The organism is Thalassotalea coralli (assembly GCF_055786205.1).
Genome location: NZ_JBVVBK010000008.1, coordinates 26,945 through 51,470 on the forward strand (window position 1 = coordinate 26,945; position 24,526 = coordinate 51,470).

The 24,526-nt window shown below is 39.7% G+C and carries 18 protein-coding genes; 5 read left to right on the plus strand and 13 right to left on the minus strand.

The window, feature by feature from the left end; genetic code table 11:
* A complete protein-coding gene (locus ACOB80_RS18365; protein WP_473167326.1) occupies positions 1–534 on the minus strand; it encodes a MotA/TolQ/ExbB proton channel family protein in 534 nt (177 codons plus the stop codon).
* Positions 535–803: 269 nt separating this feature from the next.
* Here ACOB80_RS18365 and ACOB80_RS18370 point away from each other — a divergent pair, with 269 nt between their 5' ends.
* Entirely contained in the window at positions 804–2,987 is a 2,184-nt protein-coding gene (locus ACOB80_RS18370) for a TonB-dependent hemoglobin/transferrin/lactoferrin family receptor (RefSeq protein ID WP_473167327.1), read from the plus strand.
* Positions 2,988–3,060: 73 nt separating this feature from the next.
* Here ACOB80_RS18370 and ACOB80_RS18375 read toward each other — a convergent pair whose 3' ends face one another.
* From ACOB80_RS18375 to ACOB80_RS18390, 4 genes are read right to left on the minus strand one after another with little or no spacing between them, the layout of a single operon-like run.
* Complete coding sequence (locus ACOB80_RS18375; protein ID WP_473167328.1) at positions 3,061–3,915, minus strand: DUF4198 domain-containing protein; 855 nt, start codon at positions 3,913–3,915, stop codon at positions 3,061–3,063.
* 11 nt (positions 3,916–3,926) lie between these two features.
* Entirely contained in the window at positions 3,927–4,424 is a 498-nt protein-coding gene (locus tag ACOB80_RS18380; protein WP_473167329.1) for a DUF2271 domain-containing protein, read from the minus strand.
* Positions 4,425–4,444: 20 nt separating this feature from the next.
* On the minus strand, positions 4,445–5,092 hold the full coding sequence (locus ACOB80_RS18385) for a PepSY-associated TM helix domain-containing protein (protein ID WP_473167330.1): 648 nt from the start codon (positions 5,090–5,092) through the stop codon (positions 4,445–4,447).
* 14 nt (positions 5,093–5,106) lie between these two features.
* A complete protein-coding gene (locus ACOB80_RS18390) occupies positions 5,107–7,212 on the minus strand; it encodes a TonB-dependent receptor domain-containing protein (protein WP_473167331.1) in 2,106 nt (701 codons plus the stop codon).
* Positions 7,213–7,372: 160 nt separating this feature from the next.
* Between ACOB80_RS18390 and ACOB80_RS18395 the strand changes: the two genes are divergently transcribed.
* A complete protein-coding gene (locus ACOB80_RS18395) occupies positions 7,373–8,341 on the plus strand; it encodes a helix-turn-helix domain-containing protein (RefSeq protein ID WP_473167332.1) in 969 nt (322 codons plus the stop codon).
* A 134-nt stretch (positions 8,342–8,475) separates the two neighbouring features.
* Here the strand turns inward: ACOB80_RS18395 and ahr are convergent, their stop codons facing one another.
* The 3 genes from ahr to ACOB80_RS18410 all read right to left on the minus strand — a co-directional run bounded on the left by ahr (position 8,476) and on the right by ACOB80_RS18410 (position 11,085).
* Positions 8,476–9,477 (minus strand): NADPH-dependent aldehyde reductase Ahr, encoded by a 1,002-nt coding sequence (gene ahr / locus ACOB80_RS18400; protein WP_473167333.1) that lies wholly within the window; start codon positions 9,475–9,477, stop codon positions 8,476–8,478.
* Between the two features lie 210 nt (positions 9,478–9,687).
* Positions 9,688–10,500 (minus strand): sulfite exporter TauE/SafE family protein, encoded by an 813-nt coding sequence (locus ACOB80_RS18405; RefSeq protein WP_473167334.1) that lies wholly within the window; start codon positions 10,498–10,500, stop codon positions 9,688–9,690.
* Positions 10,501–10,545: 45 nt separating this feature from the next.
* Entirely contained in the window at positions 10,546–11,085 is a 540-nt protein-coding gene (locus ACOB80_RS18410) for an acyl-CoA thioesterase (RefSeq protein WP_473167335.1), read from the minus strand.
* 249 nt (positions 11,086–11,334) lie between these two features.
* Here ACOB80_RS18410 and ACOB80_RS18415 point away from each other — a divergent pair, with 249 nt between their 5' ends.
* The 3 genes from ACOB80_RS18415 (at position 11,335) to ACOB80_RS18425 (ending at position 14,073) form a co-directional block, all read left to right on the plus strand.
* Complete coding sequence (locus tag ACOB80_RS18415; RefSeq protein ID WP_473167336.1) at positions 11,335–11,652, plus strand: MmcQ/YjbR family DNA-binding protein; 318 nt, start codon at positions 11,335–11,337, stop codon at positions 11,650–11,652.
* A gap of 211 nt (positions 11,653–11,863) precedes the next feature.
* On the plus strand, positions 11,864–13,117 hold the full coding sequence (locus ACOB80_RS18420; protein WP_473167337.1) for a S1 family peptidase: 1,254 nt from the start codon (positions 11,864–11,866) through the stop codon (positions 13,115–13,117).
* Positions 13,108–14,073 carry an FHA domain-containing protein gene (locus tag ACOB80_RS18425; protein ID WP_473167338.1) on the plus strand — a complete coding sequence of 322 codons (966 nt, stop codon included), beginning with the start codon at positions 13,108–13,110 and terminating at the stop codon, positions 14,071–14,073. Before ACOB80_RS18420 ends, ACOB80_RS18425 begins: the two co-directional genes overlap by 10 nt.
* A 545-nt stretch (positions 14,074–14,618) precedes the next feature.
* Here the strand turns inward: ACOB80_RS18425 and ACOB80_RS18430 are convergent.
* The 5 genes from ACOB80_RS18430 to ACOB80_RS18450 form a co-directional block, all read right to left on the minus strand.
* A complete protein-coding gene (locus ACOB80_RS18430) occupies positions 14,619–15,512 on the minus strand; it encodes a PEP-CTERM sorting domain-containing protein (RefSeq protein WP_473167339.1) in 894 nt (297 codons plus the stop codon).
* A gap of 156 nt (positions 15,513–15,668) precedes the next feature.
* Positions 15,669–18,347, minus strand: a complete 2,679-nt coding sequence (gene prsT / locus ACOB80_RS18435) for an XrtA/PEP-CTERM system TPR-repeat protein PrsT (protein WP_473167340.1) — start codon at positions 18,345–18,347, stop codon at positions 15,669–15,671.
* 12 nt (positions 18,348–18,359) lie between these two features.
* Positions 18,360–21,107: an XrtA/PEP-CTERM system TPR-repeat protein PrsT gene (prsT, locus tag ACOB80_RS18440; RefSeq protein ID WP_473167341.1), complete on the minus strand. Its 2,748-nt coding sequence runs from the start codon at positions 21,105–21,107 to the stop codon at positions 18,360–18,362.
* 101 nt (positions 21,108–21,208) lie between these two features.
* On the minus strand, positions 21,209–23,470 hold the full coding sequence (wecB, locus tag ACOB80_RS18445; protein ID WP_473167342.1) for a non-hydrolyzing UDP-N-acetylglucosamine 2-epimerase: 2,262 nt from the start codon (positions 23,468–23,470) through the stop codon (positions 21,209–21,211).
* A gap of 22 nt (positions 23,471–23,492) precedes the next feature.
* Positions 23,493–24,515 carry an NAD-dependent epimerase/dehydratase family protein gene (locus ACOB80_RS18450; protein ID WP_473167343.1) on the minus strand — a complete coding sequence of 341 codons (1,023 nt, stop codon included), beginning with the start codon at positions 24,513–24,515 and terminating at the stop codon, positions 23,493–23,495.
* Between the last annotated feature and the right edge of the window lie 11 nt (positions 24,516–24,526).

A 24,526-nucleotide genomic window follows, 5' to 3' on the forward strand; every position in this document is an offset into this window, starting at 1 on the left:
CTATTCCCCTTTCAATTTACGGATATTGATAAGCTCATCGGCACACCAACGCTTTCTAACAGAAGCCGGCCAAAACGTAATAGATGAAATAACAAGACCCCAAATTACCGCGGCAAACGCAATAATTAGATTTTCACTGATACCTTGAATGTTACCGTCTGCTAGTGCTTGAAGTGCAGGCCCCATAGGGATCATGGTGGCAATTAGACCTAACATTGGCGCTATACGCGTAACAATTCGCAAATTTTCTAATTGTTTGAGTGCAAAAACCTCTAATTCATCTTCCGATGCTTGAGGGTTACAAACAAAATAATTATGAACTGGGTAGCCTGCGAGTGATTTGACAGTATTTTCGTTACTGTTAACTTGTCTCACATAGGTTAATTTATTTTGTTTTCTAACAATCCATTGTGAAACAAAGCGGCCTAACGCAAAAATCGCGTATAGGGCCAACAGACAAATAATAACCAAAACAGGCGCCATAAGTAGCTCTGCTGCATCTGCCATGGTCATTTCGATAAACTGAATATTCACTTGCTTTATACCTCTTTTTCTTAAGCGGAGGCATTCTAACGTAAACCCCAAAACAAGACAAATACAAATTATTCTCATTTGTGTTTACTTTTGTTTTTAACTCTGTATTATAGACGCCGATTGATTAGAAAAGCCCAAATACCCAAACCGCAGAGGTAGTTTGTTGTTTGCTCCGCCCGTTCCCCCACGGGTGTGTAGTAATAAAGCAAACATGCGGTGACGGTATTTTTTTTATTCTGTTCCAAATAAGAAACACAGGAAAAATAAGAATGTTTACCCTCAAAAATACGCTCGTTGCCACAGCAGTTTCGAGTGCTCTTCTTTCTGCAAGTGCAATTGCTGAGACTCTTGAAGCGAACGATAGCCAAAATGACTTAGAAGTTATCGTTGTTAGTGGCAGTAAAACAGAAAAAGCGCTAAAGGATGTAGCGGGTAGTATTTCAGTTGTCACAGCCGAAGATATGGAAAAGCAAGTTGTCACTGAAATGAGAGACTTGTTTAAATATGACCCAAGTGTTCAAGTTAGCGGTACGACAGGTGATGCGCAAAACTTTATCGTTCGTGGTATGGGCGGCAATCGGGTTCTAATGATTAAAGATGGTATGCGTATGAACGAAGGTTACGGCGCGAATGGCTTAAACGACATTGTCGGCCGTGGCTTTATCGAAACAGATACCTTAAAGCAAGTTGAAGTTGCTAAAGGTGCCGCATCATCTTTATACGGCTCTGATGCCTTAGGGGGCATCATTGTCTTTACCACAAAAGATGCATCAGATTACGTTGCTGACGGTGAGAGTTTTGGTGGTCAAGTAAAGGTTGGTTACAGTGAACAAGGCGAACAATCGAGTATCTCTGGTTCCTTTGGATTTTTAACTGGTGATTTTGAACACTTACTCCATGGTTCTTATCGCACAGGTAGCGAAGCACAAAACTTTGACGAAACTAAACCATCGTTAGATATCGATTCAGACAGTTTAATGTATAAAGGTAAGTACAATTTATCTAATACAGATTTTATCAGCTTCACCGCCGATCTTTGGAATCAAGATGTTAAGGGAGATATCGCCCATTCCCTGTTAAAAGATTTGCGTAAGTACCCAGGCTACAACGTCGTCACTGAAAACAGCACGAGTAAACAAGAAAACCAAGCGTTTCAATTACGTTACTACTCAGAATCTAACACGGCATTTTACGACATGGTAAACATAGCTTTGTATAGTAATAGTGCGAAACAAGACGATTCTGAATACGGTCAAATGGACATTAATTCCAACTTAACAGGTTATCCAATTGTCGAAATCAGAGATTTGTACAAAGATTCTGTTTTCGAACAAAAAAACATTGGCTTAATTTCACATGCAAGTATCACGCTTAACGAGACTCATACCTTAGGGTACGGTGTCGACTTAGAAAAATCTGAAGCCAAACGTCATGAATTTAAACTTTATGAAGTTGAAGGTACTCCTAAGCCAGGTTACCCTCAAGAAGTGGATAAGTTCCCAACAACCGATGTCACACGAGGTGGTATTTTTATCAATGATGAAATTTCCTTGTTAGATGGACAGTTAGTTGTAACACCTGGCGCGCGTTTTGATACCTACAAAATGGATCCAAACGGCGCGACTAACGATGATGGCGTTGAATACAAAAAGTTTGACGAAAACAATCTGTCATTAAACATTGGCGCCTTGTATAAGCTAAACGAAAGTGTTGCCCTATTTGCTCAATATGGCCAAGGCTTTAAAGTTCCATCATACGATTTAGCTTACTCAAACCACGATAACTCTATCTATGGTTATAAAATCGTAGCGAGTGACGATTTGTCACCGGAATCTAGCGACACATATGAAATTGGTTTACGTGGTCACGTTGACGACTTCTTCTTTTCAGCCGCTATTTTTTACAGTCAATATGATGACTTTTTAGCAATAGAAAAAATTGGTACAGAGCAGTTTTTTAACCCATATTTGGGTGAAATGACAGAAGTTGAAGTTAATCAATATAACAACATCGACGCTGTTACCATTAAAGGTGCTGAATTCTCAATTGAGTTTTCTTTAAGTGATGAACTTGCGTTCTTTGCTAATGCAGCTTACCAAGATGGTACTGACGATACGACTGGCGACTATATCACCAGCATTTCACCTCTTTCAGGTACTACAGGTCTGCGTTTCGATACAGAAAACTTATCGACACAATTAGTACTTAATTGGGCAGACCGCATGACAAAAGTAAATGAAGGTAGCCCGGAAATTGCAGGCTACGGCACTTTAGATTTACTCGCTACCTACAACTTTAATGACGATATGCGCGTTAACTTCTCCGCGACTAACTTGTTAGATAAAGAGTACGTGCGCTACATTAATGGCCGCGGTCATAGTGAAACAACAGATTTATCTTACTACACAGACCCTGGAAGAAGCATTTCTGCCACTTTCCAATACATGTTCTAGTAGCATTTTAAAATCTCTCTCTGGATCAAAAACACCAGCCTAGGCTGGTGTTTTTTTATCTTATGCTAAAGGGCTATTGTGGAAATACTTCAAGAGTCAAATAAAGGCTTGAGTGCTTCACATCGATATCAGCAGGCTGCTTCACCTTTTGATCATAACTTGCCGCTAGAAAGTAAAACCCGCCTTGCTCTGGCGTAAAGCTGAAATTTCCCTGGTCATTAGTGGTTAGCTTTAATTCTGCTCTGTCGTTTCTGTGACGAGTACCAGCCCTAACGATTTTAACCTTAGCGCCAGCTCCCACAGGCTTACCTTTGAAGTAGAGCGTAAAGTGTGCTTCTTCTCCCGCGAACAGATCATTTGGATGTGTTTCTCCGCCTATTTCTATACCTGCTCCATTAACCTTTATCGCTTTCGTATTCGGTTCATTAAAAGTGACAAAAGTTTCAACACGCGATTGTGTCGTCCGGCGCACAACGTTTGTCGCCCCATCGGGAATATTTGGGTTATCACCGAAAATTCGCGACGGGGTACCATCTGCTTTTTTAAAAGTTGTCATTTTAGTTTCTGGTTGAGCCAAACTAATTCGATAAGTGCCCGATTGCTTAATCGCGACATCGGCAACAGATAAGCGCTGAAAAGCTTGCCATGAATCTACTGGTTTCACTGTACCGTCCGGCAAAGTAACGGTTTCTTCTAAGATACTAAACAATGTCTTTAAGGATGGATATGTAACGCCTTTACCATTATCGCCAAATGGTCTATCTGGATGAAAAATATCGTTAGATATACTTGAAGTTACGGTAACATACTGTGCTTTATCTCCAGACAACAAAGTATGAGATGGCACCATAAAGCGCTCGTGCGCATTAGCACTTGCGGTTAACAAAGTCGCTAAGCTGAGGGCTACGCCCAGTTTATTCTTATACATAGTGAGCTATCCTATTTGATAGTAATGGTAATTCGGCCTAATTCGGTTTGGCCATCTAAAGTAAAGGTTTGCGGTTTATCACCAATGGTTATTTTTTGTCTTAAGTATTCGCGGCTACCTTGTTCGCGCACAGACTCAAAATGAAGTACGTACTCTCCTGGTGTGATTTGGGAGCCGTTAATCAAATTACCGCTCCAATGAATTGAGTAAACGCCAGGCTTTCTCGTTGCTCCTGTTACGGCATCGTAGTTTGGTTTTTTCTTTCGACCAATTTTACGCCACCACTGACGTAGGTCTTTAAACCACTCTTCTTGCTCTGCCCAGAATAGAAAGGTGTGAATGCCTTTGCGTTCAGGTGTTTCCAACCACGCAGCTACATAAGGTTTATGATATGGATCTGCGGCAATATCAGGGAGCTGCAGTTCAATAGTCAGATCGACTTTTTCGGTATTGGCGTTAACATCTAATATTGCGCCAAACAATAAAAATAGCAGGATAGTTATTCTCATAAATTCCTCTTGTTTAATCATTAAATAGTGATGCGTGGAACCGCAATAAAATAAAGAAAGACTGGAGTAAATGTCCCCATGATGACCAACCACGAAGCAAGCCTCCTGTGTTTAGCGTTTTGCAGTAAAATAACCAAACCTGTAATGCTAAACAGCAACATGAAACCCGCTGAGATATCGATAAGCCACTGCCATGACTTTCCAGAATGACGACCTTTGTGTAAATCGTTTAGCAAACCGATAAAGCTACCTTTTTTATAGGCCACTTCAACAAATTGCTCTTCTAAAATAACTGTGACAAAGGCATAGCCTGCGGGTAAAGGATAATCCAAGGTAAGCTCGCCTGCGTCTGGAAGATAATCAATTGACTTAGGGTTAGATAAACCGGTTTGTGATTCGACAAAAGATTGGATTTTTTTAATAGGCATTTCCTCTGCTTCTCGTTGTGAGAGCAATGCCAAAGGGTCAGGCAGTCTTAACTCTAGTACTTGTTCTTTATTGCTTTTACCCCAATCTGGGTGATTTAGCGTGATCCCAGTAAAACAAAAAAATACCAACAAACTGAATAAGGCTGTTGATATGTATATATGTAACCAACGACACAAACTAAACAACCGTTTAGCCTGTGTCGTTTTCAACCAGCGTTTAAACGCTTTATTTGTTTTCATTTACAAATAGGCGATTAGAACTGATACGCAACAGTCGCTTTTATGTTGCGGCCTGGTTCATAGTCCAACAAATAAAGTGGGCCAAATCTTGGGTGAACTGATGTTCCTGTTCTAGATGATTGCGAGGCATAGTATTCGTCAAACAAATTATCGACGCCAAAGATAATGGTCAATCCATCTATTTGTGAAGGCTCCCAGCGAGCAGATATATTGTGAACTGTGAAGCCGTCTTTGGAATTATCTAATGACGCACTATCAAGAGCATCGGCAGCATCAACACTTGATACTTGTTGAACTTCCCAGTTTAGATCTAGATTAACTTGCTCCAGATAATAACCTACCGTCGCACTAACCCCGTCACCTTGCTGCCTATCCAAACGATTGCCGTCTAACGATGCGTACTCTGCAAAAGCATCTACTTCAGAATCTGCAGATGCATAGGTCATTTGAGCATTAAAAGCTCCTTGTTTAACGCCCACATACGCCTCTAAACCATCGACTTTTAAGTCGCCAATATTATCTTTCCAGTAACGATACTCTGCATGGGGAGCATAATCATAGATAAAGTTTTCTATGGTTGTTTTAAAGAAGGTAGCACCGAATGAAAGAGACTCGACGCCAAGCACTTCATCTTGATAAGCAAAAGCAACTTCATCATTTGTACCCGTTTCCGCTTTGATTGATGGGTTAGCTTTGTCATCACTACCCGCGCCAACAAATACCTCAGCCAGTTCAGGTCCTTTAAACAACCCTGTCGTACTAACTTTTACTAAGAAGTTCTCTGTCACTTGATATTCACCAGCAAGTGCGAAAACAGTGTCGCTGTAATCGTCGTTAACAACATTGCTATTAATATCATATTGCTCGTATCTAACGCCTGGGATAACAGCGAAACCATTGCCAAATTCCCATCTATCTTGAACATAGAATGCTAATGACGATGCATCCTCTTCTGATGATAATGTGCCAGCTTGTGCTTCTGCTAAATAACTAGTGTCAAATTTCACATAGTCAAAGCCATAGGTAAACTCATGACTTTGCTCATTAACATCTAACCCTGTTTGTGCAATGACATTTGCACCTTGGTTTTGCGCCTCACCTGTTACGACACTCGCCCATGCTGCGTAATTAGGATTTTCAGCCCACCCCATTTCATCTCGCCATAGCTCGCTGGTATTGTGGAAAGCCGACGCTTTCACTGCAGTCATGTCGATAGTTAAATCATAATTAAGCGTGTAGGTGTCACGAGTAAATTTTGTTGGCCATAGCAGTGGGACATTCAATGAATTAGTAATTGCCAGATCAGTTGCTAAGCCCATATCAGGACGGAAACTGTAATTGCCTTCGTCATTGTAGGTTTCATAGCCAAAAGATAAACGTTGAGTTTCAGTAATATCCCAACCAAGCTTGATCAAGGTATCATCTAAATCACCTTCGAGTCCCTTAACATAACCATCAGTGTCTGGAACAAGGTTGCCATCACCGTCTTTTATTTCTTCACCGCCAACTTTATAGTTATCACGTGTGACGTCATTGTAATAAACCAGAAAATCAACATTGTCAGATAACAAACCATAGCCAGTTAATGAATAATTACTTCCAGAGTTATCACCGTAAGTATATTGAACTCGACCGCCAAAATTTTCGTCTGTTGAAAGCAGATCTCTTGCTTGTTTTGTTTCAAACCTAACAGAGCCACCTAAGCCACCATAGACGACGGAGTTAGTCCCTACTTCCAACTCAACAGACTTTAAAATATCCGCGTGAATCTGTAAGTTCCCCATATGGTGGTACATATAGGTGTTTTGTGTAGCGCCATCAATTGAAATATTGAGATCTTTATCGTCCATGCTACGGATTGTAATACGTTGGTTAAGTGAATGTGCGCCGCCAACATCTACGCCGGGTATAACTCTTAATAAGTCAGATAAGTGATCAGCTTGCTTGTTGGCAATTTCTTCACCTTGCAAGTACAAAGAGGATGTTTTTACTGCAGTACTCCAAACAGAAATTCGTTCAACCTCTTCCTCTTTTACAGACTCTTCGGCAAATAAGCTAAACGAAGTTAAAGACGCTATCGCCACAGCGAGTAGGCTAGGTCGAAAACTTGGCTTTTTCATAGTGTTTCCTTTGTTATTTATACAGTGTTTTATTTTGTTAATGAGAATTGTTCTCATTATTGTAACAATGTGATAAATTCGCTTTTTGATAAAGCGCTTTGCTAAATCGTCAATCTGTTTTGCTAGATCTTCATTGTGGTGAGATTAAGGACTATGAAAGTTGAAAAGAGAAAATATCAAAGGGTGTTATAAGAATATTCCTGAACAACTCGCCCTTTCACGTCATAAAGCTGGTGAACTAGTAAATGGCGATATTTGCTTTGACGATATGTCTGCTGGCCTTCAGGTACACGTGACCAATGCAAAAGAAAAATTCAGCACCGCGAAAAGCATTTGGCTAACTGACGCATTTAGTGTGGTCATTTTATTTAAAGGGCAGTTAAATTTTAGCCTCAATGACAACCATTACTCAATTTCTCCTGATGTACCCGCAAAATGTTTTTGTCACTTTTCCACACACGACATACGCTTTTCACGCCAATTTAAACAAGACCAACATGTTTTAAAGGTTAATGTCCAAGTAACCAAAGAGTGGCTAGAGCAAAGGTGTATTTCTTCGTTGGATACTCAAAAAATTCATACTCTATTTAGCAACCCGGGAAAGGTTCTCTATTTAGAGCCGCAACACGCCATATTAGCAGCTAGTCAATCGCTGCTTCACTTAGTTAAAGTGGAAAATATTCAGCAACAAATCCAAAAGGAGCAAATAGCCACTGAAATAATTTCGTTGTCTGTCGAACAACTGCTCTCTCAAGTATCAAAAATAGAAAGTGAGCACTCCGAGCAACCGCTAAACAGCTCTGCGAGTGAATTTACCCGACTATTGGATAAGCTTTTATACCAAGATATAAGCTTGAAAGAAGTAGCGGAAAAAATGGGCATGAGTGTTAGTACACTGCAAAGAAAAGTTAAATCGTCATATAAAGTAACCGCCATCGAATATCGGCGCATTAAAAAACTTGAACTAGCAAAAGAGCAACTCATCAACAATCAACTCTCTATTGGAGAAATCGCCTTCAACGCAGGTTACCAGCATAGTGCTAATTTTATTACTGCATTTAAAAAGCAATTTAAAACAACGCCAGCTATGATTCGACAACAAGCAAATACAGCTCTGCGAATAGAGTGATTGCAGCTCCAACTATTATAATAAGAAGTAAGTAACCCTGAATTCTATTTGAATATAACCAGCAATTTCACCGACCGCTCTACGACTATACGACCGGTGAAATTTGATGACTTACCATTAGGATTAAAAAGAGCTTAATCAGCTTTCAATACAATGCGATAACGCGCTTTACCACTTTTTAAATGAGCCAAAGCTTCGTTAATATTGCTCATAGCAAACTCTTCCACTTGAGGTGAAATATCGTGTTGATTGGCAAATGCTAACATTTGAGCGATAGTATCTGGGCTTCCGACAGGAGACCCTGAAATTGATTTTTGCCCCATGATCAAACTAAACGCCCCAACATTTAACGGCTCTAATGTCGCGCCAACAAAGTGCAACCGCCCTTTAGGTTTTAATGTTGCTAAATAGGTATCCCAGTCTAAATCAACGTTCACCGTCGAAATAATATAATCAAACTCGCCAGCTGCTTGCTCAAGTGCTCCAGGATCTCGAGAGTTTAATGTATGGTGCGCACCAAGGTCTTTGGCTTCTTTAATTTTTGCTTCAGAAGAAGTAAACGCTGTCACTTCACAGCCCCAAGCATTCAGTAACTGCAAAGCGATATGGCCTAAACCACCAATGCCAATTACCGCGACTTTATCGGTAGGCTTTACGTCAAATTGCACCATAGGATTGAAAACGGTTATACCACCACAAAACATAGGCCCTACTGAGGCAAGGTCCATACCTTCTGGAATTGGCACAACACTTTCAGCACTAGCTCTAACGGATTCCGCAAAGCCACCATGAGTTAGAACAGTTGGCACAGCTTGAACACATAAGTTTTGGTCACCAGATTTACAACTATGACAAGTTGAGCAGTAACCTGAATGCCAACCTAAGCCAACAATTTGCCCTGTAGAGAGATGATTAACGCCTTCACCTACTGCACTAATTTCCCCGACTATTTCATGCCCTGCGACTAGTGGGTACTGTGAAAAGCCCCACTCGTTGTTAATCATCGATAAATCAGAATGACAGATACCACAATATTTAACCTTTATCTCTACTGAATCGTGAGCAAGGGCACCTGGGTCATATTGGTATGGGATCAGTTCGCCACCAGGCTCTAACGCTGCATATGCATTAATCATTTTCAATCTCCGCTTAATTAAACAGTAACGAATTGTGCTAATGCACATATTCATTCTTAGTTTTTACGCTGAAAGTACCTATACAGTTTAGTGAGGTTTAGTGAATTTTCTATGAGTAACATGCAGGAGTTTGATGTGAATCACAAAGAAACTACGTTTAACACTGCCCGTATGAGAACAGTGTTAATCATCTTAGAAATGTCTCGCTATTTAGATAACGCTATAAAGCATTTTTACGCTCAGTAATGCCAGCAATAAAGCAAAAATTTTCTTTAAAGTAGCCACAGGTAATGCATGCGCTACTTTTGCTCCTATAGGTGCGGTAAAAAAGCTAACAATGGCTATACATATCACCGCAGGTAAATAAACAAATCCATAAACATACGGCTGGGCATATTCAACTTGCCAGCCGTTTAATAAATACCCTAAAGTGCCAGCAATTGCGATCGGTAAACCAACAGCAGAAGAAGTACCTATTGCTTTCTTAATATTAACGCCTTTTGCTGATAAATAAGGCACAGTTAATGATCCACCACCAATAGACACCAGTGCAGAAATTGCACCTATACCCGAGCCTGAAAGGACCATGTGCTGAGTACTAGGCAACGACTGCTCTTGTTCGTTACCTCCTTTAAAAAAGGCACGATACGCTACAAAACTCATAAACACAGCAAAGAATATGGCGAGATAACTAGAATTTAATTGTGCAGCAACAAAGGTTGCAGCAAAAGTGCCGACAACAACACCAATTGACATACGACTTGCCACTCGCCAAATAATCGCCTCTTTTTTCTGATGTGCGCGCAGGCTAGCAATCGAAGTAAACACAATACAAGCCATAGAAGTGCCAAGCGCTAAATGAACAACTTGATCTATTGCTACGCCCTGGGCAATAAACATTGCAGTTAACGCCGGCACCATAATGCCGCCACCGCCAACACCAAGTAAACCTGCAACGAAACCCACAATTGCACCTAACAAGACATAAGCTAATAGCCAGTCGATTGAAAATATTTCAGCCATGAATTACTTCTTTTTTAACGCGCTAGAATAAGTGTGTTAATAGTATCAGTTTTTTTTGTCTAATGGTGGCCAAGGACGATGTTGCTCTGAATCAATCCACTCATTTACCCACTTAGGTAGTTCAATTGGCGTGACACTTTCTCCCATTTGTTCAATCACTTTTTCAGGAGGCACCAGGCCACTTTTAGAGGTTACTCCCCCTCTTAACAAAAGAGATGAGCAAGGTTCGCCATTAACCCACATTGACTGTTCTATATAGATCCAGCGCTTGTCGAAGCCAACACAACGACTATACATGGTAATTTTATCGAAAAGGTGAATTCTTTTGCGGTATCTCACTGAGCTACCAGCAACAACAATCGCCCAACGATTTCGTTTTAAAGCACTGTGTAAATTGCAACGAACAGATAAGTCGAAACGACCAATATCATAAAGAGTTAAGACCCGCCCGTTGTTCATCTCGTTAAACATATCTAAATCCCACGGCCGGCACCTAAAGGTGATGGAGCTGGTATCTAGATAGCTAACTTTCGGTTTTTTACTAGCAAGCCAAAGATTTTTAATAAGTCTAATAACCGGGTACATTGTAATTACCTTAGTAAAGATGAAGCATAAACAATTAGGAGAGAGTCTGTTAATTTTAGCAAATTAGACGAAATTACCAAGCTAAATCATATAGTTACTGGTCAACCTCTTAACATTTCAATCCTTAAGCTTGCTTCTCGATACATTGAAGTAATCAGTCAGATAGCTATACTCGATATGACAACCGAAACTTAAATTCAAAAAGCGATGACATTCCAAGAACTTAAAGAATATCTTCTTAGTAAACCAATGAGTACCTTAGATTTTCCATTCACTGAAGATGTACCCGTTTTTAAGGTTAATAAAAAAATGTTTGCTCTTATCGGCGAGCGAAATGACCTAATGATGTTAAATCTAAAATGCGATCCCGCTGAGTCAGAAATGTTACGTGATATATTTTCCGCGATAAAACCGGGCTATCATATGGATAAGCGTCACTGGATAAGTATCTATTTTGATGGCTCTGTACCAACAAACGAAATAAAACGATTGATAGATAATTCATTTAATTTAGTCGTGAGTAAAATGAGTAAGAAAGACCAACAGGCTATATTAGTGCATTTGTAAACTTCAATTGACCACTTCAACCTTACCAATTAAAACAAGTATTCAAATTTAAAGTAGATTAGGTCTATGTAATTGACTGACTTTGAAAAAAAGATAGGTTAAGCTTTGTTACAATACATTCGGCCAAGCCACAGACAAAAAGCGCTATTTAGTGTCACAATGTATTAATGACGATTTTATTCTGTGTAGTAGTTCTCTCGAAGGAAGTCACATGAAAGCATTTATTTGTACTTTATTGGTAGCGGTAAGCTTTACCTTAAGTGCAACAGAACAAGCGGAAGCTATTTTTAAACAGCTTGCTCCGTCTTTGTATCAAATTCAAATTATTGACCAAGCCAGTGGTGAAAAGTCTTCAATAGGCTCAGCATTTCAAGTTTCGGCTGATGGTTTGATCGCCACTAATTATCACGTTATTTCGAGTTTTGCTCGTCACCCTGAAAAATACCGCATTATCTACCTTGATGATAACGGTAAGAAAGGTGATCTAAGCCTAGAAAGTATCGATGTCGTTAATGACCTTGCTTTGGTAAAGCGCTCTGTAGATAGCGCTATGCCTTACTTTGAAATTTCAGACAGAGTACCGGAAAAAGGTGAGGAACTGTTTTCGTTAGGCAATCCACACGACCTAGGTATGATAGTGGTTCCTGGTACTTATAACGGTTTAAAAAAAGAATCTTTTAACGACCGAATTCACTTCACTGGCTCAGTAAACTCAGGCATGAGCGGTGGCCCTGTTGTTAGTAAAGACACTAAAGTAGTTGGCATTAACGTAGCAACTTCAGGTAATCAGATAGGATTCTTGATCCCTCACGATAAACTCCAAAAACTCATTGCTAACTATCACGGTAATGGAAATCAAACTATTAACCAACAAATGAGCGAACAGCTATCACAACATCAACAAAAGCTGGTATCAACTTTATTATCTAGTGAATGGCAGTTGAAGCAACTGGGCAACGTTATGGTGCCTATCGTTGATGTTCCATTTATTCGCTGCTGGGGTGATTCGAACGCTGATAAGCAAGACGCATTAATGCTAGTCGCTGTTGCCAACTGTTCATTACAAGAAGACGTTTATATTTCGAGTAAGTTTTACACCGGTAGCGTTGAAATGGAATTTCGTTATATGCAGGCTAAAGAGCTTGGCGATATCAAATTTTATCGTTTGATTCAGCGTCAAATTAGCCGTGCAATGCCAGGAAACAAAGCAGGCAAAGATGACGTTACCGAATATAACTGCCAAGACGACATTGTTATGTCAGAGCAGGATAAAATGAACGGCAAAGCAATCTTATGCATTCGAGGCTATAAAGACTTTCCCGGCCTTTATGATGCGCTTTATATTGGTGTTTCACTCGATCATCATGAACAAGCCTTACTTAGCCACTTCACCCTAGCAGGTGTTACAAAAGAAAGTGCTCAAGCCTTTACCAAGCAGTTTATGGAATCGAACAGATGGAATTAATAATAGAAGAAATAAGCCGCGGTAGAAAAGTTCTCAGTCGCCACAAATATAACCAACGTGAAATCAACATAGGTCGTAGTTTTGAAAATGACATGATCTTGTCAGACCCCCATATTTGTGGTGAGCATTTAACCATAAGCTTTAACGGGGAATCATGGCAAATTACCGACCACCAGTCTGTAAACGGCACGTTTTTAGATGAAGGCAAGCAAACAGCTGATAAGCACATTGTTAACTCGGGTGATGTCATTCGAATGGGTCAAAGCCAGATTCGCTTGCTTTTCCCCAACCACCCTGTCGCAGATACGATTGAGTTAAGCCCTTTTGAAAGTTTAATTAATAGTGTAAAAAATCCTTTCACGCTGATAACTAACGTGCTGATTTTTGCGCTATTAACAGGATGGATATTCTTCCTAAACAATGGCAAAGAAGTTAATTTTACTCAGTTACTCGTTCCAACATTTAGTATTACCTTAATGTTTGCTTTATGGCCCTTGGGCGTGGCTCTGGTTTCTCACCTAACCAAACATGACGCTAGGGTATGGGCACAAATAGGTGTTTGTTTCCTATTTTACAATATTACTTGGGGCAGTGATTTTGTCGAAACTCTCGTCAATTTTAATACCGCAAGTGATAACAACATAGCGATGTTAGTGACAGTAATTCCAATTGCGCTGGCATTTATGATGTTTTGGCTTAATTTATATGTTGGTTTCCACATGACAAGTAAACGTCGTAACACCTTAGCGGCTAGTTTTGTTGTTTTACTTTTTGGAGGTAGCTACCTGATTCAAATGAGCAAACAACCAGAATTTACCGCTAAACCAGCATTCGATTCAACCTTGTTAACGCCTACATTTTTAATGACACCATCGAGTAACGTAGATCGTTTTCTAGAAAAGTCTGACACCTTGTTTACTGATATAGATAATCAAGTTGAAGATAGCGACAAATAAATAAAAATAAACTCACCTTAAAGGCAAAACACAAACCGTGTTTTGCCTTTTTTGTTGCTAACATGTGTTGGCTTATTAATGAGCTTCAAAGCACTCTTAGAATTAGTATTTCCCATCTCTCTAGTAGATCTTGTAGAAATTTACCCAGCGCTTTTCACTAAAGAGTGATCTTGTCAGCTGTTCATTAACACTGCTTAAAGATAACAGTACGTAAAGAGACTCTTTAAGTTGCCCTAAGTAATTTCATCCTAAAATACTCCTCGCATTACTCATTAACCAAGTCAATTATCTATTGCTTTGTAATTAGGACAATTAGCAAAAAGTTTAATCAATGGGAATACAATTAAGAGCAGAGAGAGCGATTGCTTTCTTAACTTTGCTTTTGTTTAACAGGGAGTGAATTTTGGAAGGTCGTTGTACTTAGATATACGTAGATTTGTGTAGGCAGTCAAACAGCCCTCATTTACAGCAGATACTTCCTCTAGCTAAAACAAAAAGGGTCAGCACATGCTGACCCTTTCTAAAGATATTAATTTATCTTGTGATTAGCTTTTTCTGCGACGTACGCCAGCTAAACCTAAAGCAGCTAAACCGAATAATGCGATTGAAGCAGGCTCTGGTACGTGGTTACCACCGATATCAGCATCATCAGTGAAGTCGTAACCAGTCACGCTGTTACCTTCTGTATCGATTGTACCAAGTAATGTACCTGAACCAGATAAGTCAACTAGGCCATCAGCAACGCCAGCACCAGCTGCAGCAAATGGGTTTGCCATGATTTGGTTAAACTCGAAACCTAAGAAGTTGTCTAAAACATTTAGGTTGTAGTTAAAGTTACCTAAAGCACTTGACTCTAATACAGATGCACCAGCCGCTGCATTTTCTGGAGCACCAAATGCAACCCAACCTTCGTCAGCATCAACGCCAGTGAAACCAGCTGTCATCGCTAAAGTACCATCAGTGATAGTTTGCTCACAAACACCACCAGCTAATACTTGTAATTTAGTAGCACAATCAGCGCCCTTGATGTTTACGTTGTCTACATCATCAACGTAAAATGCAGCCATTGCACCAACACCGTAATCTGCTTCAAATGCTGCAGATGGACCAAAAGTGAAGTTGAATAAGCCAGGGATACCAGCAAAAGTTTTGCTTGTAATTTCAGTTTCGAAAACCGCACCAATGTGTTGGTTTTGAACGCCGTCTAAAGCGTGTTGTGTACCATCATAAGTGATGAATGGGAATTCGATGATACCACGTAAACGGTCACCAACATCTAAGATGCCATTTTGGTTAACGTCAATTAAGTACTCACCAGAATCATCTTCTAGTAAAAAGCCACCGCCAGATTGCATGTGTGATTTAACAGTAGCTGCGTTTGCGAAAGAGGTAAGTGCTAATAAGGCTGCACCTGCCGCTAATTTAGTTTTAAAGTTCATACCTATATCCTTATCAAAATAATTCGTGCTCGACTAACTTGCCTAATACAATGCCAAGTCCGTGCCAACTTTTTAAGTGACTGTAATCAAATGATTTTTTCACAAACTCGATCATCTAAACTACTACAATGTAAAAAAAGCTGACACTTAAATTCACTAGCCGTTAACTCGTTTTTGAGCACGTTCAGCGTCATCCTTAAACTCTTTGTTTTCGGGCGCAAGCGTAGCGGCTTTTTGATACAACTCTAACGCCTGTTTATTATTTCCTCTTTTTTCAGCAATTTCTGCAGCGGTATGCACTATAAACGCAGTATTAGGCGCTACCTTAAGCGCTTGATCTATGTATTTTTGTGCCTTATCTAATTCAGACTGCGTACTATATAGATATGCTAAGTTATTTAAAATGAGCGTATTATTCGGTGCTAAAGTAACCAAAGTCTCATAATAGCCTATCGATTCCTTAGGTGATGATTCCATTGTGTATTGAGCTAGCAACAATAGTGCACGATTATCTGTAGGCTGTTTAGCGCGATGCTGTTTAATAAATGCTGTCGCTTTGTCTTGGTCGCCTAACATCCAATAACTTTCACTAATTAGCCCTGCACTGAGCGATGTTGGGTTTTGTTGATAAAAAGCAATCAGTAAAGGCAAAGCTTTTTCGTATTGCTGTTCTGCAAATAGCAACCTGCCTTTCTCTAAAGTTGCCAATGTAGTTGCCTTTTCCTGCACTGTTAAAGTGTCTAGCGTTTCTTTAGCGCCTTGATAATCGAGCATTTGAGTCTGAATAGCGGTTTTCAGCGTTTTAAATGATAAATTATTAAATGTTGAAGCATTCAGATCTATAACATCTACGGCTTTTTGAAATTGCTGATTTTCTCTATAGGCATATATCAGTCGAAGGGCAGCTAACTCATTATCTGGCTCAGATTTGAACCAGTTTTCAAATGTACTAATTTCTTTTTCAGGTTGCTCAGTTTCTCTGTAAGAATTAGCAAGTAATAAATAGTAATGCTGACCCGCAGAAAGAAGCGAGGACCGTTGTGGGTCTTCAAGAATTTCTATTACTTGCGTATAACGTTTTGACGCGAAAAGGGCGCGAGCGTACATCATGTTATAGATTGGATTGTTAGGCTCTTTGTCGTTATAGCTCTGCATTAATTCTTTAGCTTTGTCTTCTTGGCCAGCAGCAACGTAGACCTTAGCTAATTTATTAATGGCAATGATATGATTGGGCTTATCTTCTAACAAGTGCTTTAAATGACGCTCTGCGGTGTTGAAATCGTTTTTCAGATACGCTTCTTCGGCAAAGAAAACTAAAGATGCGGGATTATAGTCATTGATCTCTAGCACCTTTTTAAACACTTGCTCTGCTTCTTGTTTGCGGCCAAGATCATTTAATACGATCGCTTCCAAATTAAGTGCTGATACGGACTCTGGATTTTTTTCTTGCCAAGCTTTTAGGTTTTTCAATGCACGCTCTGCATCACCCTGTTGCATTAGTGCGTAAACTAGCACCAGTTGATTATCGTTGTTATTTACGTCGATTAAATTGGCCTGCTCTAAGTCGTCGATTGCACTGGTTAATCCAAGCGTTAATTTCATTTTTCCTCGGTTCGCGAGACTGTCAGCGTCAGATAGTGCAAGCTCATCAACTTTACCCAATAGCTTCATCGACTCTTCATACTTACCTTCATCAAGCATCTTCTTGAAATTGGTAAGTAGCAACTTAGAGTCATTTCGATTTAACGATTTAGTATCGGACACAGACGACAGTAACTTTTCGTCGTAACCAAGATCTACTTGGATCAGAGTAAATAACTGTAAAACTGGGCTATCAGGTGACAATTCATCCACAATTGGCGTGAGGTGGCTATACGCCTGTTCAAGATTATTTACATAGTAAGCGCTAATACCCGCAATGACTCTTGCGGCATTATGATTCTTGCTTACATTTAAGGTATTTTCAGCATATTCCTTAGCGGCTTCATGATTATTCTGAGTAAAGTAATACAGCGACTGATAGTAATTAGCATTAGGCTCTTTAGGGAATTTCGTTAGCAATGGTGTCAGAATCTGCTGCGCTTGCTCATGCTGGTCATTCATAATATAGCTGTAAACCAACGCGAGTTTGTTGCCATTATCATAAGGGTTAGTATCCGCAAGCGTTTTAAATTGTTCTACCGCTAGTTGATGCTGGCCTTGACGCTGATATATAAGCCCTTTTAAGCGCAAGCCTTCTAAATTTTCAGGTTGTAACTCTTGCGCTGACGAAATCAACTCTAAAGCGGTACCATATTCTTCATCGCTATAAGCTATCCAAGCCATACTTAGCAGAGAATAGAAGTTATTCATATCAATCGTTTTAGATTCTTTAGCGTAATCTTCAGCTTGACGCTTGCTGTTGTTATCTAGAGCGCTTAATACACCATAATATAAGGTTTCTTGATACAAGCTATCTGATAGATTGCCAGCGTTATCAATCAATGCTTTGACGGTTTGTACATTGTCCAGTTTAAAATGCACTCTAGCTAATGCAGGCGTTAATAGTTCGCTTTGAACATTAAGATTTCGCGCACGCTCTAATTCTTTTTCAGCATTTTCATATTGGCCAAGCTTTAAATACACCAACCCTAGCTGTAATCGAGCTTCGGGGTTTTCAGGATTGGTCTGAATTGTATTCTTTAGCGCAATGAGAGCTTCGCCAAGTTCATTTTGCTCGACAAGTTGTTGAGCCTGAGAAATTTGTTGTTCAACAGACAAATCTTCACTACATCCACTTAAACCAATAGCCGCTACTATCATGGCGACTGGTAGAGATTTTTTAAATAAATTCATGGTTAATTTCCTTTATAACGCTTGGCTCAATTTGTCTTTTCTAGCAAGTTGCTCTTTGCTTACCGGTACAATAGTAGAAAGCACTTTTTTAGCTTCGTTATTTCTACTATTTGCCAACAATACTTCAACATAGTTTAAGCCAATATCGATATCACGACCTTTTGTCAGTGTTTGCGCTTCTTTAGCTTTTACTAACGCTTCTCTTTTTCTGTCTAGTTTTAGCAATACCTTAGCGTACGTATCGACGACATTTGGTATCTGAGGCCTTAATTCATAAGCCCTTTCAACATATTGTAAGGCACTTTCTAAATCGTTTTTTTCAGCCGCTAACCAAGCTAAGTTATTTAGCACAACAAAGTTATTAGGTTGTAGCTCTACCAGCTCTTGATATTGTCGATATGCTTTTTCCACATCAGATTCAAGGTACAAACTGGCTAACACATTTTTAGCCGATACATCTTTTGGATTCTCAGATAAATGTTGCTCTATCGACGCAACTGCACTTTCTGTATCTCCAAGACGTTGTTGGGCAATACCAATCAATACTGCTGTTTGACTATTAGGTTTAAACTTGTAAAAAGTAGTTAGCAACTCTACGGCTTTATCAAAATCCTCATCTAAAAAGGCGATGCGCCCCTCAATGCCAGCTTTTATTTCTGACGAAATCGTAGATTTATCTAATTGACGATATAGTAGCCTTGCCTGGTCGACATCGCGTGCGTCAAGCAAGAGCTGTAATTTAAGGAGCTTTAAATTTTGACTTTCTTCGTGTTGCGTATTCAACGCTCTATCGATGGTTCTAATTGCTTTATCAAGATCACGAATTCGCACGTAATAATTGCTTAGTATAAGTACAGGCTCAACGTGGTATGGATTTTTTTCCATCCATTCCGTCAATGTCGCCTTTAACTGTTCAGCATCTTTGTTTCTTTGATGAATCAGCACCTCGAGTTGCCACACTTTTTTATCAGTTCGAACATCCTTCTCTATGGCATCGACAACTGCCAACATCTTATCTGACTGGCCTTGGTCTATCAGCGCTTCCATATATAGCACGAGAAATCTATTGTCTTGAGGGTTGTTTTTATACCCTTGCTCTATTTTCGCTAATGCATTTTCGGATTTAGTTAGGGCGTAAAAATTGCGTAATGCTTTAATATTATTGGGGTACAGGTTCGCTGCTTTTGTTGCTACTCCCTTAGCTTCTTCTACTTTATTCAATTTTGTTAAAACAGCAGTTTTCTCTGTTAAAGCAAACGGGTTATCAGGTACTACCGATAAGCTTTTGTCCAACGATTCATAGGCTTTAGAATACTCTTCTTGCTTACTATAAATTGCCGCGGCTAGATTATATCCTTCCGCTTTTTCCGGGTATTTTTTTTGCCAATTTAACGTGGTGGTAAGTGCTTTTTCTAGCTCTCCCGATTCCAGTGCTACATAGGCCAACGCTAGTTCAGCACCAATCAATTCAGGATTAGCTGCCAATGCTTTTTCTAAATCATCTGCGCCAGATGCATCATTGATCATGAGCTTTAACAAGCCTGCTCGACTCGCATCAAACGGGCTACCTTCGCCAGCTTCAGCAACTTTGTTAGCTAATGCTTGTGCTTGTTTCGTCGCCCCCAAAGAATACAAACTAAAACTCATTGAAGACATGAAGTCTTTATCTTCGTTAGTTACAGGAGTGAAGCTTTCTAATGACTCCGTTAAGCCATCTATCGACCCTATATGAAATTGACTCACCGCATACATTTTTCTTGCTGGATGATCGGCTTTCATATAATTAACAATTGCGCCTAAATGTAGGTTCGCTTGCTCGTAATTAGCTTGGTAGAATGAACTCACACCTGCTACTAAACGCAGGTGAGGCACCATATATTTGTTATTTAGCCCTTTTTCGGCATATTCTTTTGCCTGTTCATAGTCTTTTTCAACAAAACGGACAAGCGCTTTTACATACACAGCTACTGGCTGATTTGGAATTGCTTCCATAATAAGATCAGCATACTTTTCTGCTTCTAAATAGTTGTCGGTTTTAACCAATGCATCAGCAATCATTAAATTTACGAAGCGTGATTGAGGCTGCTGAGTTAAGTACTGTTTGAAAAAGTCAGCTGCCGCTACGAAATCTTGCTGTGTTCCCGCAATTTGACCACTTAACATTAACGCTTCAGGATTATTACCATTTTTCGTTAGTGCCTTAGCAACCAATTGAGAAGCTTGTTCAAGGTCATTATTCGCTAGCGCAATATAAGCTTGAGCTAGAAAGCCAAATTCAGTGTCACGTAGCGTATCACTAATCTCTTCAAATACTCTTTTAGCTTTATCTACTTCACCGACTTTAATCAATGCCACTATTTGATAAGACTGATATTGAACTAAGATATTTTCTGGAAGGCCTTTGGAATCTTTCTCTAACGCAATCACGTCTTCGTTTTGATCTAAAATAAGGTACGCTCGGGCAAGTGCGTTAACAAGCCCTCGGCCACGGTATTCAAGCTCTTGCGCTTTTTCAAGTTCCTTAATTGCGCTAGCTCTATTACCTTGTGATAAGTAAAGCTGTCCTAGTTTAAACCGAACCAAACCATTGTTTGGCTCTAACTGCAATGCATTTTTAAGTGCAATTTCTGATGCATTAATCTGATTTGCCGCTAATTGTGTATCTGCTTCAGCTAAATAAGTATCAACAGTCGCATTATCCCCACAGCCGCTTAGCAGCACAGTTACAATCGCTGACGCCACAATGGTCTTTCTTAACATAAATATTTTCCCTAATTATTATTGTTTTAATGAAGAAGCTTCATTTAATTTATTACTTATCTATATAGACAAAAGCTCATCCTAAGATGAGCTTTTCAACCTTATCCTCGTGTATTTAGCAATGGGGTCTCTACCTTCAAACTACTATAACAAGTGTGATCGGTAACTAAGATAAGCGTGTCTGCCCAGTCATCAATTTCTTGTATAGACTCGGCTTTTGGGCAATCCCATGTTGGTACAAACGGATCATGATACTTCACTTCTATTCCAGCTTCTTTAAAGTAAGCTAAAATGGCATCAGCTGGCGTTTCTCTACAGTCATCTACGTTAGCTTTATAAGCAACGCCTAAAATACCCACTTTGGTCCCTTTAACTGACTGTAGTAAATCGATTGCTTGTTGTGCAACTAACTTTGGACGATCATCATTTATTTTACGAGCCAATCTTACAAAATCACCCGCTTTAGTACCTTCTACTAAAAACCAAGGATCAATTGGAATACAGTGTCCGCCAACACCAGGGCCAGGTGTTAATACATTCACTCTAGGGTGACGATTCGCTAATTTGATCACTTCATAAACATCGACATCTAACTCGTTAGCAATCTCTGCTAATTCGTTTGCAAATGCAATACCTACATCTCTCGAAGTGTTTTCAACCAATTTAACGCATTCGGCAGTAGTTAAGTCTGTTAGAAAGACTTCACCAGTAACAAAACTCTGATATAAACGCTTTACTTTCTGCTGAGCATCAGGATTTGCAGCACCAATTATACGGTCATTGGTTACCAATTCATGTAAGGTTTGACCTGGAATTGCACGTTCAGGGCAATGTACCACATCGACATTAATACCTAATTCTGCAAAACGCTTCTCTACTGCTAAACTCGTTTGTGGCGAGATTGTCGATTCAACGATTACCGTTTGGCCATCTTTTGCAACTTTAGCAATTGCATCTGCTGCGCTAAATACATAGCTTCTATCACAGGCATTATCTTTATGTGGTGTCGGCACTGCGACTAAATAAGTGTCGCTAGATGGGATCTCGGTAGACGCTTTTAGGAATCCTTGTTCAACAACTTTAGAGACTAATTCTGGCATACCCACTTCATCAAATGGACATTCGCCTTTATTAATTGAATCCACCTTAGCTTGGCTTAAATCAATACCAGTAACTTGGTAACCTGCTTGTGCGATTAAGCTGGCGATTGGCAGGCCCATATATCCCATACCAACTACAGCCACAGTTTCGTGCTTCGCAACAATTTTATCGTCTTCTAGCGGTTTAGCTCCCGTAATGATATCGATGATGGTTTCTGCAACATGTCCGTCACCAAACGGGTTCTCCCAAGAAAACTCACCTTTTGCTAACCAGCCTTGCGCTGCTGCTAGTGCCTTATCTGCATCACGGCCGACCAGTACGTTTGCACCTACTTCAATTGATTCAGGGCGCTCAGTATTTTCTCTTAAAGTTATACATGGCACACCCAACAAACACGCTTCTTCTTGAATACCGCCTGAGTCAGTAAGAATAAGTTGGGCTTGTTTTTGTAGCTGAATAAAATCTAAATAGCCAATAGGCGGTAAAAGTTTCAAATAAGAAGGAACTTCAATACCGAATTCTTTGAGCTTAGCTTGCGTACGAGGGTGAATTGGCCATACGATTGGTTGGCTATATTGCGCGTGTAGCTTATCGAAAAGCGCTAATAATTCTTTTAAGTTTGACGGAATGTCAACGTTTGATGCGCGATGCGCGGTCACTAAAAAGTACGACTTTTCCGAAACCCCTACTGTCTCAAGAATATTGCTCTCTTGCGCTGATATCTCAAGGTGCTGAAATAATGAGTCCGATACGGTATTTCCAACGGTAAAAATCTTGTCAGCATCGATGCCCTCTTTTGACAAAATTTTGTGTTGATTAGGACCTACAGCGAACAAGTAGTCACTAATATGATCCGTCATGATACGATTAGTTTCTTCAGGCATGGTTCGGTCATAGCTACGAAGACCAGCTTCGATATGTCCAACTTTAATGCCTAATTTAGATGCAGCTAATGCACCAGCTAACACAGTATTAGTATCACCTTGTACTAAGACAACATCAGGCTTTTCATCAACTAGAATAGGTTCCATCTTTATTAGGATATTACCTGTTTGATTACTATGTAGCCCAGAGCCAACCCCTAAATTGTAATTAGGTTGAGGTAACTGTAGTTCTTTAAAAAAGATACTATCCATCTCTTCTGAGTAATGTTGATTCGAATGGATAATAAAATAGGGCAGTCCACGCTTTTGACATTCGCGTATTACTGGCGCCATTTTAATAATTTCTGGGCGTGTACCAACCACTATCCCTACTTTCATGTTTAAAACCTTTTTTTCAACACTATTTAACGTTGTTTAAATACCAAGGCATAGCTTCCGTAATACCTTGTGCGATTCGATATTTTGGCTGATAGCCAAGTTTTGTCTGTGCTTTAGAGATATCTGCTTGCGAATGTCTTACATCCCCAGCTCTAAAATCACGATACGTCGGTTCTAGTTCAATCCTCATATTGTTTTCATTTAACGCTTGTTTAATAGATGAAAACAAATCGTTTAGCGTCGTACGATCACCAACAGCGACATTATACACTTCGTTTTTAGCATCTTGCGATGCCATTGCCGCAAGAATGTTCATTTGTACCGTATTATCGATATAACAAAAATCTCGACTTGTTAAACCATCACCATTTATGAACACTTCTTCGCCTTTGATCATCGACGCTGTCCATTTAGGAATAACTGCCGCATAAGCACCATCTGGGTCTTGTCTACGACCAAAAACGTTAAAATATCGCAAGCCTATACAATTAAAATCATAAGTTCTCGCGTATACACTGGCATAAAGCTCATTTACGTATTTAGTGACAGCATATGGAGACAAAGGGTTACCAATATTTTCTTCAACTTTAGGCAGGGCAGGATGATCGCCATAAGTTGAGCTACTTGCCGCGTAAACAAAACTAGTTACTTGATTTTGCTTAGCCGCTTCTAGCATATTTAAAAAACCAGTTATATTCGCAGCATTTGAAGTTATCGGATCTGCGATCGAACGCGGTACAGAGCCGAGTGCAGCTTGGTGCAATACAAAATCAACGCCTTCACTCGCTTGTTTGCAAGTATCAAAGTCTCGAATATCGCCCTCAATAAATGTAAATGCTTGCCATTGTTGCTCAGTGACTAAGCCTTGCACTTCATCGAGATTTTTTTGGTAGCCAGTAGCAAAATTATCTAAACCAATAACTTTTTGATTTAGTTTTAATAAAGCTTCTAACAAGTTAGAACCGATAAAACCCGCTACGCCGGTTACCAGCCATGTTTTAGGACTTTCTGTTAATGTGTTTTTTACTTGTTCAAATTGTGACATATTCCCTTCCA